This window comes from Saccharopolyspora aridisoli (genome assembly GCF_004348445.1).
Lineage (GTDB): Bacteria > Actinomycetota > Actinomycetes > Mycobacteriales > Pseudonocardiaceae > Saccharopolyspora > Saccharopolyspora aridisoli.
Map to the genome: position 1 here is coordinate 111176 of NZ_SMKV01000001.1, position 12294 is coordinate 123469.

13 protein-coding genes and 1 riboswitch are annotated in these 12294 nt (G+C 71.0%); of the genes, 5 read left to right on the forward strand and 8 right to left on the reverse strand.

Annotated elements, in window-relative coordinates:
• Positions 1-23: 23 nt before the first annotated feature.
• The 4 genes from E1161_RS00515 to E1161_RS00530 all read right to left on the reverse strand — a co-directional run bounded on the left by E1161_RS00515 (position 24) and on the right by E1161_RS00530 (position 4342).
• On the reverse strand, positions 24-1028 hold the full coding sequence (locus E1161_RS00515; RefSeq protein WP_132618355.1) for a Gfo/Idh/MocA family protein: 1005 nt from the start codon (positions 1026-1028) through the stop codon (positions 24-26).
• A gap of 77 nt (positions 1029-1105) precedes the next feature.
• A complete protein-coding gene (locus E1161_RS00520; protein WP_235874676.1) occupies positions 1106-2128 on the reverse strand; it encodes a FecCD family ABC transporter permease in 1023 nt (340 codons plus the stop codon).
• On the reverse strand, positions 2125-3114 hold the full coding sequence (locus E1161_RS00525) for an ABC transporter substrate-binding protein (RefSeq protein WP_235874677.1): 990 nt from the start codon (positions 3112-3114) through the stop codon (positions 2125-2127). The genes E1161_RS00520 and E1161_RS00525 overlap by 4 nt, the downstream gene beginning before the upstream one ends.
• 64 nt (positions 3115-3178) lie before the next feature.
• Positions 3179-3360, reverse strand: a riboswitch (cobalamin riboswitch).
• Between the two features lie 211 nt (positions 3361-3571).
• Complete coding sequence (locus E1161_RS00530) at positions 3572-4342, reverse strand: SDR family NAD(P)-dependent oxidoreductase (RefSeq protein WP_132618357.1); 771 nt, start codon at positions 4340-4342, stop codon at positions 3572-3574.
• Positions 4343-4561: 219 nt separating this feature from the next.
• Between E1161_RS00530 and E1161_RS27810 the strand changes: the two genes are divergently transcribed.
• From E1161_RS27810 to E1161_RS00540, 3 genes are read left to right on the forward strand one after another with little or no spacing between them, the layout of a single operon-like run.
• Positions 4562-5047: an ABC transporter substrate-binding protein gene (locus E1161_RS27810; RefSeq protein WP_235874678.1), complete on the forward strand. Its 486-nt coding sequence runs from the start codon at positions 4562-4564 to the stop codon at positions 5045-5047.
• A gap of 23 nt (positions 5048-5070) precedes the next feature.
• Positions 5071-5562, forward strand: a complete 492-nt coding sequence (locus E1161_RS27815) for a TroA family protein (RefSeq protein WP_235874679.1) — start codon at positions 5071-5073, stop codon at positions 5560-5562.
• Between the two features lie 40 nt (positions 5563-5602).
• Positions 5603-6193: an MSMEG_1061 family FMN-dependent PPOX-type flavoprotein gene (locus E1161_RS00540; RefSeq protein ID WP_132618359.1), complete on the forward strand. Its 591-nt coding sequence runs from the start codon at positions 5603-5605 to the stop codon at positions 6191-6193.
• Positions 6194-6358: 165 nt separating this feature from the next.
• Here E1161_RS00540 and E1161_RS00545 read toward each other — a convergent pair whose 3' ends face one another.
• The 4 genes from E1161_RS00545 to E1161_RS00560 are packed head-to-tail and all read right to left on the reverse strand — an operon-like array spanning position 6359 to position 9455.
• Positions 6359-6682 carry a putative quinol monooxygenase gene (locus E1161_RS00545; protein WP_132618361.1) on the reverse strand — a complete coding sequence of 108 codons (324 nt, stop codon included), beginning with the start codon at positions 6680-6682 and terminating at the stop codon, positions 6359-6361.
• A gap of 16 nt (positions 6683-6698) precedes the next feature.
• The gene (locus E1161_RS00550; RefSeq protein WP_132618363.1) at positions 6699-7724 is read right to left on the reverse strand and encodes an NAD(P)-dependent alcohol dehydrogenase; all 1026 of its coding nucleotides are present in this window, start codon (positions 7722-7724) and stop codon (positions 6699-6701) included.
• Positions 7721-8455 (reverse strand): metal-sulfur cluster assembly factor, encoded by a 735-nt coding sequence (locus E1161_RS00555; protein WP_132618365.1) that lies wholly within the window; start codon positions 8453-8455, stop codon positions 7721-7723. The genes E1161_RS00550 and E1161_RS00555 overlap by 4 nt, the downstream gene beginning before the upstream one ends.
• Before the next feature lies 1 nt (position 8456).
• Positions 8457-9455: an amidohydrolase family protein gene (locus E1161_RS00560; protein WP_132618367.1), complete on the reverse strand. Its 999-nt coding sequence runs from the start codon at positions 9453-9455 to the stop codon at positions 8457-8459.
• Between the two features lie 176 nt (positions 9456-9631).
• Here E1161_RS00560 and E1161_RS00565 point away from each other — a divergent pair, with 176 nt between their 5' ends.
• Both E1161_RS00565 and E1161_RS00570 read left to right on the forward strand, forming a co-directional pair.
• Positions 9632-11098, forward strand: coding sequence for an AAA-type ATPase lid domain-containing protein (locus E1161_RS00565; RefSeq protein WP_132618369.1), 1467 nt, complete (start codon positions 9632-9634; stop codon positions 11096-11098).
• 185 nt (positions 11099-11283) lie between these two features.
• Positions 11284-12285, forward strand: a complete 1002-nt coding sequence (locus tag E1161_RS00570; RefSeq protein WP_132618371.1) for a zinc-dependent alcohol dehydrogenase — start codon at positions 11284-11286, stop codon at positions 12283-12285.
• Positions 12286-12294 lie beyond the last annotated feature (9 nt).

The window sequence follows — 12294 nt, forward strand, 5'->3', positions numbered from 1 at the left end:
CTTAACCAAGGTACCCGAACCGCTCAGGACGGGACCGCGCCCCGCTGCCTGACTCGCACCGCGGAATCCTGGATCGCCCCGACCAGCCGCGCCGTCTCCCGCGCACCGCGCAGCCAGGACCGCTCGATCTCCGGCGTCCGGCCCTCGCGCACCGCCCCGGCGAAGGAGGCCAGCGAATCGCGGAACTGGTGCGAGGCGTCGAGCACGAACTCCTCGGCGTGGTCCTGCTCCTCCAGCCGCAGCACCGGGCGGTGGGTGGCGGGCGGGGTGAACGCGCGCTCCAGGCTCAGGTGCGCCGCATCGCCCCACAACGCGTAGCGGGATCGGTAGGCGTGCTGGAAGCCGAACTCGAGATCGGCGAAGACCCCGTTCTCCGACACCAGGAGCGCGTGCCCGGCCATGTCCACACCGGTGTCGGCGTCGACCCGCAGCGTCGCACCGGCCACCGTCAGCCCCTCGCCGAGCATCAGCTGCGCGGCCCGGATCGGGTACACCCCGACGTCGAGCAGAGATCCCGCGCCCAGCTCGGGGTCGTAGCGGATGTCCCCGGCGCGCGGTGACGGAACGCCGAAGGCCGAGCTGAAGGTCCGCAACCGGCCCAGCCGTCCGCGCTCGACGAGCTCGCGAACCACCTCGTGCTGCGGGTGGTGCAGGAACGCGAAGTTCTCCCGCAGCAGCAGGCCGCGCTCAGCGGCCAGCGCCACCAGCTCACCGGTCTGCTCGGCCGAGACCGTCATCGGCTTCTCGCACAGCACGTGCTTCCCGGCGCGCAGCGCGCGTCGCGCCCACTCGAAGTGCAGCGCGTTCGGCAGCGACAGGTACACCGCGTCGATCGTGGGGGAGTCGATCACCTCCTCGTAGCTCATCGCGGTCCCACCGTGCTCGGCGGCGAAGCGCTCGGCCCTGGCAGGCGTCCGACTGGCGAACCCGGCGACGTCGCAACCACCGATCTCGTGGAGCGCGGGCAGCATTCGTCGTTCGGCGATTGCGGAGCAGCCGAGCACGCCCCACGCCACCGGCTGGTTCATCGGTGATCCCTCGCAAACTCCTCGACGCGGCGCAACGTCCGCAGCCTAGGGGATTGCGGTGAGCGGTCGCGGAACGCTCAGGAACTTCGGCCACGCCGGGCGAGCAGGGCGGCGAAGGCCGGGACGCCCACCAACGCGGTCATGACGCCCACCGGAACCTCTTGCGGGGCGGCGACTGTGGTCGCCAGGACGTCCACCCACACCAGCAGGATCGCGCCCAGCACGGCCGTGACCGGCAGCAGCGCGCGGTGCCGCGGCCCCACCAGCAGTCGCGCGGCCTGCGGCAGGACCAGACCGACGAACCCGATCGCACCGGCCGCCGCGACGAGCGTGGCGGTCAGCAGCGCGGTGGCCACCAGCAGCACGATCCGCAGCCGCGTGACGTGAACGCCCAGCGCTGCGGCCGTGTCCTGTCCCAGCGCGAAGGCGTCCAGCGCCCCGGCCCGCGACAGGCACAGCAGCAGGCAGACCGCGCACACCGCACCCGAGACCGCCACGTCGTTCCAGCGGGCGCCGGAGAGCGAACCGAGCAGCCAGAACAGCACGCCCCGGGTCTGCTCGGCGTCCGCCGAGGTGATCACGACGAACGACGTCAGGGCCGAGAACAGCTGCGTCCCGGCGACACCGGCCAGCACCAGGTGCGTCGTGGTGCCACCGGCCACCGCGCCCAAGGTCATCACCAGCGCGAACGCGACCAGGGCGCCGACGAAGGCGCCCGCGGTCAGACCGATCGCGCCCCCGCCCAGGCCGAGGATCACCACCAGCACCGCGCCGGTCGAGGCGCCTGCCGACACGCCCAGCAGGAACGGGTCGGCGAGCGGGTTGCGCAGCAGCGACTGCAACACCGCGCCGCACGCTCCGAGCCCGGCGCCGCAGATCGCCGCGAGCACCGCGCGCGGCAACCGCAGCTGCCACACGATGCCCTGCCCGATCCGCGACACGTCTGTCTCGCCCAGGCCCAGCCGGGCGCCCACCACACCGGCCACGTCGGTCACCGACAGCGGAGCCGGACCGAGCGTGACAGCCACGGCGATCGACAGCAGCAGGAGTGGAATCCCGCCCAGCACGATCAGCGAGGAGGGCAGGCGCCCGGCCCTCACCGCCGCTCCAGCTCGGCCAACCGGTCGGCGAGCCGTTCGATCCCGGTGATGGTGCGCATGCTGATGTTCATCTCGGTGCCGGTCATGCTCATCCACCGGCCCGCGCCGACGGCGGGCAGCCGTGACATCGCGGGGTCGGTGCGCAGGAATCCCCGCTTGGCGGTGAGGGAATCGCCTTCGCCGTCGCGGGTGAGATCACCGAGCACCAGCAGGTCGGGGTTGCGGGCGAGCACGTCCTCCCACGACACCTGCGGCCACATCGAGCGCACATCGTCGTAGGCGTTGCGCACCCCGAGCGTGCGGGTCATGATCGCCGGAGACCCGGTCGAACCTGCCACGTAAGGGGATTCGGTGCGGGCGAACCAGAACAGCACCGACGTGTCCCGGTGGGCGACGGCCCTGCGCTGCGCGTCGGCCACCCGCTGCCGCAGTTGTGCCACCAGCGCCTCGCCGCGCTGCGGGACGTCGAAGATCGTGGCGATCTCCTGCACTTCCCGGTAGATGTCGTCGAGCTCGACGGGCTCGGCGAGCGGCGCTTCCTCGGGCAGGCAGTTGGCGGGGGAGAGGTAGGTGGGGACCCCGAGCTCGGCGAAGCGCTCCCGCGAGGCAACCCCCTCGTCGGTGAACACCGCCTGGTAGGCGCCCAGCACCACGTCCGGCTCGGTGGCCAGCACCGATTCGAACGATGGGTTGTTGTCGGAAAGCCGCGGTACCCGGGCGTTCTCGGCGGCCAGCGCCGGATCGACCGGATCGGTCCAGGTCGCCGTGCCCACCATCCGGTCCGCCAGCCCCAGGGCCAGCATGATCTCGGTGGTCGACTGGTTGAGGCTCACCGCGCGGCGGGGCGGTTCGGACACCGAGACGTGCCCGTCGCAGTTGGGCAGCGACACCCGAGGTGGAGCCGACTCCGTCGCGGGTGCGTTGCAGGCGGTGAGTGCGGTGGCGCAGAGCAGCATCAAGCCCGTGCGCGTCCAGCGTCGGAACACGTTGTGCGGAGATCCTCACCCCAGGCCCATTCGCGAGACCTGGTCGGCCGATTCCCGGATCCGGTGCGGGTCCGGGGAGCCGGCAGGTCTTCGGGCTCGGGCTCCACCGGGCGAGCCGCCTTCCCGGATCGAGTGCGATCCAGTGGCTCGGGCTCGCCCGTCACCCCTACCGCTGCGCGTCAGCTCCGGCTTCCGACCGGATTCCCATCGGCCACAAGTGGCACGACCGGCTCGCGATCGAGTCTAACCGGCCGGGGCGCGGTCACTCCGGCGGCCGTTGCGCCGGATCTCCTCGACGTCCCGAACCGCGCACTTCGCGGGCGGCAGCGCGGCGGGTGATCAGCGAAGAGCCCGCGCGGCGAGCCCGTTCGAGGGCGCTCGACCGGTCAACCCGGGGCGAGCGGTCCGCTTCCGGGGACGATCCAGGTCAGTGCGCCGCGCGGAGACCCACCGCGGACTACTGGTGCGTGCCGCCGTCGACGCGGATCTCGGTGCCGGTGATGAAGGCGCCGTCATCGGAGGCGAGCATCGCGACCACGCCGGCAACGTGCTCCGGCGGCGCGAAGCCGCTGCCGAGGGCGGGGGAGAGCTTGGTGAACAGGTCCCAGTCGGTGTCGGTGGGCAGCTTGTCCGCGGTGGTCTCGGTGATGCCGCTGCGTATCCCGCCGGGCACCAGCGACACCGCGCGCAGACCCCGCTTCGCGTACTCCAGGGCGATGCTGTGGGTGAAGGACTGGATGCCGCCCTTGCTGGCGGCGTAGGCGGCCATGTACGGGTGCGCGAAGTTCGCCGAGGTCGAACTGAAGTTGATCACCACACCGCTCCCGGTCTCCAGCAGCGCGGGCAATGCCGCGCGGGTGACCAGGAAGGTGCCGGTGAGGTTGACCGCGAGGACCCGGTTCCACAACTCCAGCGAGCACTCGTGCGTGTGCGCGCTGTGCAGCATTCCCGCCGCGTTGACCAGCACGTCCAACCCGCCCAGCTGCTCGGCCGCGGCCGGCACCGTCGCGTCGACGTCGTCCTCCTGGGAGATGTCCAGGCGCAGCGTGCCCAGCCGCTCGCACGTACCGGCCTCGGCCGCGCGCCGGGAGGTCTCCTCCAGCCCGGCGTCGTCGATGTCGGTGGTCAGGACCCTGGCGCCCTCGTCGAGCAGGCGCAAGGCGCTGGCTTGCCCGATCCCCGACGCTCCACCTGTCACGAGCACGCGCTTGCCGTTGAGCCTGTCCATCGCGATCGCGTCCTTCCGCACCCTCGAACGCCCCGACCGGGCCTTCGTGAGGCTCAACGCACGACACGGCTGGAAGTTGCTCATGACCGGGGCCGCGCAGTCGAACGTCCGGTGTGGACGAATGTGACGAACGTCGGTCACAGCGAGTGGATCTCGGACTGGACTCCACACGGAGCGTTAGTTAGGTTAGGCGCACTTAACTCGCTGCGAGGTGTGGAAATGCGCTGGATGCGGACCCTGGGGCTGATCATGGCAGTCTCGTTGGGGGTCGCCCTGACCGGTTGCGGCGCGGCCGGTCCCGAGGAGGACGAGTCCGCCGCGGGATCGGCGGACGGCCAGTTCCCGGTCACCATCAAGACCGCGTTCGGTGACGTCACCGTTCCGGAGCGTCCCCAGCGGGTCGTCGCGCTGGGTTGGGGCGACGCCGAAACCGCGCTGAGCCTCGGGGTGCAACCCGTCGGTGCCGCGGACTGGCTGCCGGTGGGTGGCGACGGCGTCCCGCCGTGGCTCCCCGCCGACAAGCGCTACGCCACACCGCCGAAGATGCTCGGCACCATGGAGGTCGACATGGAGGCCGTCGCGGCGCTCCGGCCCGACCTGATCCTCGACACCCGCGCCAGCGGCGACGAGGAGCGCCACAACCTCCTCAACCGGCTCGGCGTTCCGGTGGTGAGCATCCCCCCCCGGGGGGCGAGAGCTACCTGACCACCTGGGGCCAGCAGCTGGACATGGTCGGCAAGGCGCTGGGCAAGTCCGCTGAAGCCGCCCAGCAGAAGGCCGACCTGGAGGCCAAGTTCCAGCAGGCCGCCGCCGCGCACCCGCAGTTCGCGGGCAAGACCGTGGCCGTCGGCGCGAAGATGGTCGGCTCCTACGGCGCTTACGTCAACGGCGGTTCGCGCCTGGAGTTCATGGAGCGGCTGGGATTCCGCCAGTCCCCGGCCGTGAAGGCGGTGGCCGGGGACGACTTCTTCGTCAGCGTCTCGCCCGAGCGCATGGACCTGTTCAACGCCGACGTGACCGTGATGTTCCCGATCGGCCTGTCCGCCGTCGAGGTCGACGAGGACCGGATGTTCCAGTCGCTTCCGTCGGTCCGCGAACGCCGCGCCGTCGTGCTCCACGACGAGCAGGCCGTGCAGGCGTTCTCAGCGGGCACCGCCGCGGGCATGGCCTACGCCGTGGACGAGGTCGTGCCGTTGATCGCGCAGGCCCAGGCGGGCTGAACCCGCGCCGGCGCACACCACTGATCAGGAGAACGATTCCGTGCCCGCGTGGGACCCGAGTGAGGCCGAGCAGGTCACCTCCGATGAGCAACTCCGCGAGGTCGTCGAACCGCCGCACCAGGAGATCGCCGAGAAGGTGGTCTCCGGGATCGACCGCGTCAGCCGCCGGTTCATCGAGCGGTCGCGGTTGTTCTTCGTGGCCACCGCAGGCGAGGACGCGAGGATCGACGTCTCGCCGCGCGGTGACACCGCCCGCAGCGTCGTGGTCTTCGACGACGGGAAGACGCTCGCCTACGCCGAACGGCCCGGCAACCGGCGCATGGACGGGTTGCACAACCTGCTGCGGAACCCGCAGGTCGGGATGCTGTTCCTGATCCCCGGCGTCAACCACGTGCTGCGCGTCAACGGCACCGCCACCATCGTGCGGTCCGCGCCGTTCATGGCCGACCTCGCGCTCAAGGGCGTGCCCCCGGCGCTGGCGGTGGTCGTCAACGTCGAGGAGCTGTTCGTGCACTGCGGCCGGGCGCTGCTCAAATCCGGGGTCTGGCGGCCCGGCACCTGGCCGGAGGACGAGCAGCCCGGCGTCATGGCGCTCTTCGAATCCCAGCAGGCGCTCAAGCATCGGGTGTGATGCTGCGAGCGATCGGACATCGACGCCGCGGCGGGTCCACGACCATCGCCGCCACCAGCGCCGCCGCCAACGCGCGCACGGCTGCCACGGTCACGGCGAGTCCGCGCGCTCGAAACGATGCGGAGCCCGGAGGGGGCGCGCAGGGGCGCACCCCCTCCGGCCCCGTCAGTCCACGGACATCTCGCCCAGCTCCGACCAGCCGGTCTGGTCGATCTCGGCGTTGATGATGCGCGGGGTTTCCGCCAGGTAGGGCGGGAGCTGCGCGCGGGCGTCGTGGAAGTGCTGCGACGTGACGTGGGCCGAGCCCGCTTCGCCGTCGCGGAACGCCTCCACGAGCACGTACTCGTTCTCGTCTTCGAGGCTGCGGGACCAGTCGAACCACAGGCAGCCCGGCTCGGCGCGGGTGGCCTCGGTGAAGGACCGGGAGATCTCCGGCCACCTCGACGCGTGCTCCGGCTTGATCCGCCACTTCGCGGTGATGAAGATCATCGTCGTCGCCTCCGGATCAGGGGGTGAGGATCGCGCGACCGCGGATGCGGCCGGCGTCGAGGTCGTCGATGGCGTCCTGGAAGCGCTCCAGCGGGTACTTGCTGGTGTGCAACCGGACCTTGCCCTGAGCGGCCAGGACCATCAGCTCGCACAGGTCGTTGTACGAACCGACCAGGTTCCCGATGAAGTTGATCTCCGTCGAGATGATGTCGATCGTCGGCACGTTGATGTTCTCGCCGTAGCCGACCACGTGGTAATCGCCGGCGCGGCGCAGCATCCGCACGCCGTCGGAGGTCGCACCGCCCTCGCCGACGAAGTCGATGACCGCCTCCGCACCGTGCCCTCCGGTGAGCTCCTGGACCTGCTCGACGTGGGTGCCGTCGGCCACCACGCCGTGATCGGCGCCGATGTCGGTCGCCAGCTCCACCGCGTCCGGGTGGCGGTCGAGCACCACCAGCTCGGCCGCCGAGATCGCCTTGAGCACCTGGATGCCGATGTGGCCGAGCCCGCCCGCGCCGATCACCACGCACTTGTCGCCAGGGCGCAGCCTGCGCGCTGCTTTCGCCGCCGCGTGGTAAGCGGTCAGTCCGGCATCGGCCAGCGCCGCGACGTCCGACGGCTCCAGCGCGTCGTCGATGCGCACCACGCTGCGCGCCGAGGTCTTGAGGTAGTCGGCGTAGCCGCCCGCGGTGTCGATGCCCGGGAACAGCGACTGCTCGCAGTGCACGTCGTCGCCGAACCGGCAAGCCCGGCACAAGCCGCAGGTCGCCAGCGGGTGCACGATCACCTTGTCCCCCTCGGAGACGTTGGTGACCGCGCTGCCGACCGCGTGCACCCAGCCCGCGTTCTCGTGCCCGATCGTGTAAGGCAGTGCGACACCGGACTTCTCGGCCCACTGGCCTTCGAGGATGTGGATGTCGGTGCGGCACACGCCCGCACCACCGATCTTGACCACCACGTCGTGCGGTCCGGATGCTTCCGGCACCGGCACCTCGGTCAACAGCATCGGCTCGTGGTAGCCGACCACCTGCACTGCTCTCATCGCGCTAGTCCTTCCGAAGTCATGGCCCGCGGCGCCTGGTCGGCCGCGGATTCCGGGTAGCGGGTGCGCAACAGCCCGCGGCAGAAGTGCGAGTTGCCCTCCACCGAGATGCGCGTCGCGCGGGCGAAGCGCAGCCGGAACGGCACCTGCTCGGGGGTGCACGGCCGGCCCTCGTCGTCGACCAGCACCAGCGCGGACGCGGAGTTGTCGAACCCCACGGCTTCGCGCCGGTCCAGCAGCGAGCACGTCGCCGGCTCGTCGGGCAGGTCGGCGACGGTGATCGCGTGCAGGTCGGCCTCGTCGAGCTCCGGCCGGTCCTTGAGCAGCCTGGTCAGAACGCGCTCCATCGCCGCTGCGTGCGCCTTGCGGCGGAACGTCGCGCGCAACTCCTCCAGGTCCTGCTCGGCCTCGCCCGGGAAGGTGTCGCGGTAGCCGGCGTCGCCCGCCAGCCCCGCGTTGATCAGCTCCGAGTCGTGGTGGTCGTCGAGCTCCACCAGCACCCCGGTGACGCCCGGGAGCTCGCGCAGCACGTCCTTGGCGTCCGAGGCCATCAAGTAGGCGAAGTTCGGGGCGCAGAACGACGTCGGCAACCGCAGGTGCGCCTCGACCTCACCGGAGTCGTCGACCCGCAGCGAACGCACGAACCCCAGGTCGGTGATCGGCTCGTCCAGTTCCGGGTCGATGACTTGGTGCAGCGCCTCCCACGCCGACCTCTCCAGTCCGGCGGTCATCTCAGACACCCGCCTTCTCGGCCACGTCCAGCCCCGCGGGGACCTCGATGCCGTACATGCGGGCGGCGTTGAGGCCCAGGACCTTGCGCTTCTGATCCGTGGTCAGCGGGGCGTACTCGGTCATGTCAGCTGGGATCTGGAAGTCCACGAACCGCTCGATCAGCCACTTCGGCGTCCAGATCGCGTAGTCGCTGGAGAACTGGATGCGATCCTCGTCCAGCCAGTACAGCAACTCGCCGATGATCTGCGCGAAGTAGCGCGGCCGGGAGTGGATGAACGGCATCGCCACCGCCAGGCCCGCGTGCACGTTGGGCTCCTGAGTGGCGATCCAGCAGAAGTCCTCCAGGCGCGGAAGACCGCAGTGCTCCACCACGAAGTTCAGGTCGGTGAAGTCGGTGGCGACCCGGTCCACGTCGGCGACGTCGAAGGCGTCGCGGTCCAGCGGCCGGATCGTCGGACCCTTGTGGACGTGGATGTTGCGGACGCCCAGCTCCTGGCAGGCCTCGAGGTAGCGGTAGGTCCACGGGTCGTCGAGCTTGTAGCCGCGCGAACCACCCTGCCACTCGGCGGTGTAGAGCTTCACGCCCTTGAGGTCGAAGCGCTCGGCGTCGCGGCGCAGCTGCTCCAGCCCGACCTGCTCGAAGCGCGGGTCCCAGCAGTGGTTGTAGGTCAGCTTGTCCGGATGTTGCTGCGCCAGCGCGAACGCCTCCTCCGTCTGCCCGAAACCGTTGCCGTAGAAGGCGCTCAGCAGCGCGGGCTGGAAGATCGCGTGGTCGACGTAGCCGTCGGTGAACAGGTCCCGCATCAGCCGCTCGCCGCCCTGGTAGAGGAAGTCTTCGTAGGGCCAGACCTCGGATGTCGGGCTGAGGTTGCGGTGGTAGTCGTAGAAGCAGTCGATGAACTGCTTGCCGTGGATGTTGCGCTGGTTCTCGGCACGCGCGTCCCAGAGCGCGACGTGTGCATCGACGATGAAGTAGTTCTCGCCGTCCTTGCTGTACATCTGCATCCTCCGCTACGTGGCATCCGTGGCACGTCGGGAGGGAACGGTAAGAGCGGTCAGAGCCCCACGGAGCGTCCGCGTGTCTCACTTTGAGACAGCGTGATCGGTGATGACAGCCGCCTCTCGCGCTTACCCTGAGCCCACCGGCGCAACGACGCGTCACTTGGAGGTTCGAGATGCACCTGCACCGGAGTGCGCCCGACCCCGCTGCCTGCCCGGCCACCGTCACTCCCCGGCTGCGGGCGTCCTGGCGGCGCAGCGAGCGGTACGGGATCAGCGCGGAGGAGATGCGCCCGGTGTTCACCGGCTCGGTCGACACCGGATCGCTGCTCTACGAGTGCGGCACCGCTGTGCTGCGGGGACTGCAGGCCACCCTCGCCAACGAACCGGTCAGCATGATGATCACCGACCCGGAGGGGCTGGTCCTCAGCCGCATCTGCGAGGACGGCACGATCAACCGATCGCTGGACCGCGTGCACCTCGCGCCGGGCTTCTACTTCGCCGAGGAGAACGCGGGCACCAACGGACTCGGCCTGGCGCTGGCCGACCGCGCCCCGTCCCTGGTGCGGGCCGAAGAGCACTTCTGCGCGGGACTGCGCGGCTACACCTGCGCGGCGGCCCCCGTGCTGGACCCGGTCAGCGGTGGTGTAGCGGGCAGCGTCAACCTCACCACCTGGTCGGATTCGGCCTCCGAACTGCTGCTGGCGCTCGCCCAGTCGGCGGCGGGCAACACCACCGCGCTGATGCTGGCCCGGGGTGCCGGGCGCAGCGCGCACCCGATGCCGCGCGGCGAGGTGTTCCGCGTCTACGCCGACCGGATGCGCGCGCCGGAAGCCTCGGTGCTCACGCCCGGGTGGCGCAACGTCTTCGCCGAAGCGCGCTCGGCCTTCCGCAACGACCGCGCGGTCGCCGTGGTCGGCGAACCCGGAACCGGCAAGACCGCGCTGGCCTCGCTGGCCCGCCGGGAGTTGCGCCGCGAGCGGGTGCTCAGCGTGCGACCGCCCGCGCCCGACGACGTCGAGGCGTGGCTGGAGCTGTGGACGCCGGAGCTGGGCAAGGAAAGCACCTGCGTGATCATCTCCGGCGTCGACCGGCTGCCCGCCTGGGTGATCAGCGAGCTCGCCGAGCGGTTGGGGGAGGTGCGAGCCGTCGGCGGCATGCGGCCCTACGTGCTCACCGCGGAATCGGCCGAGGCCATGCCCGAGGAGCTGAGGCGGCTGGTCGACACCGTGGTCGAGGTGCCCGCGCTGCGGTTCCGGCCTGACGACATCCAGCCGCTGGCCGGGCACTTCGCGCGCCAGCAGCGGCGGCGTGACGTCGCCTTCACGGCTTCGGCGACCCGGACCCTCAACTCCTACGACTGGCCGGAGAACGTCCGCCAGCTGCGCCAGGTCGTCCGCGAAGCCTCCGGTCGTGCCGACCTGATCGACCTCAACCACCTGCCGCCGGAGGTCTTCACCGGGCCAGGAAGGCCGCTGACGAGGCTCGAAGCGGTGGAGCGCGACGAGATCATCCGCTGCCTCACCGAACCGGGCACCACCGTCGGCGAGGCGGCCCGCGAGCTCGGCGTCAGCCGGGCCACGGTCTACCGGAAGATGGCCCAGTACCGCATCACGGTCCCGGGCCGAACACCCCGGGCCTGACCGGAGGTCACCCGCTGGAGGCGGACAGTCCTGGTCCGAACCGCCCATGAGCGAAGTCCGATCGAGCCGGTTGGTGAGGACCCGAACTGCCCGGGGTCGAGGCGATGAGCCACTGGACAACGGCCGTTCCGCCGAGCAGGCTCGGCGGCGGAGTCGTCACGCCATCGGAAGGGGTTGCAGCAGCGATGCCGCGCGCAGTCCGTATCGAGTCTCCCCACCAGCTGCGCGTCGTCGCGGCCGAACCCGAGCCGCCCGGCCAGGACGAAGCCCTCGTCGAGGTCGCCTGGTCCGGGATCTGCGGTTCCGACCTGGAGGTCTACCACGGCACCCGCCCGCCGGAGTTCGTCGCCTACCCCGTCATCCCGGGCCACGAGTGGTCGGGGACCGTCGTGCAGGCGGGAGCTGGCGTGGACCCGGCGCTGGTCGGCCGCAAGGCGGTGGGCGAGGGGTTCCGCAACTGCGGCCGTTGCACGGCCTGCCGCGAAGGGGACACGAGCCTGTGCTCGGCCGCGTACGACGAAACCGGCTTCACCCAGCCCGGCGCGTGGGCCGACCACCTCCGCATCCCCGCCCGGCTGCTGCACCCGCTGCCCGACGAAGCCGACTTGCGCGCCGCCGCGCTGCTGGAACCGGCCGCGTGCATGGCCTCGGCGGTGCTCAAGGCAGGTGTGGGGGTGGGGGAGAGCGTCGCGGTCATCGGAGGTGGAACTCTCGGCATGCTCGCCACCCAGCTGTTCGCAGCGGCCGGTGCCGGGAGCCTCGTGGTGGTCGATCCGCGAACCGACCGCGCTGAAACCGCCAAGGCGTGCGGCGCAACGGATTTCCGCACCCCCGACGAGCTCGGCGACGGATTCGACGTCGTGCTCGAAGCCGCGGGCGCGTCCGGAACCGGGCGGCTCGCGGTGCGCTCCACCCGGCGCGGCGGGCGAACCGTGCTCACCGGCATCGCACCGGAGGAGCGCGAACCGCTCACCCCGGCAGAGCTGGTCGGTGCGGCGGTCACCGTGCACACCGTGTTCGGGGCCTGCTCGCGCGCGTGGGCGCACGCGGTCCGCGCGTTCGCCGCTGGCCGGCTCGACCCGGCACCGTTGATCACGCACGAGTTCGACTTGGAGGATGCCGGGCGGGCGCTCGACGTCCTCGCCGACCCGTCGGTGCCCACCGGGAAGGTCCTGCTGCGCCCATGAATCGTCGCA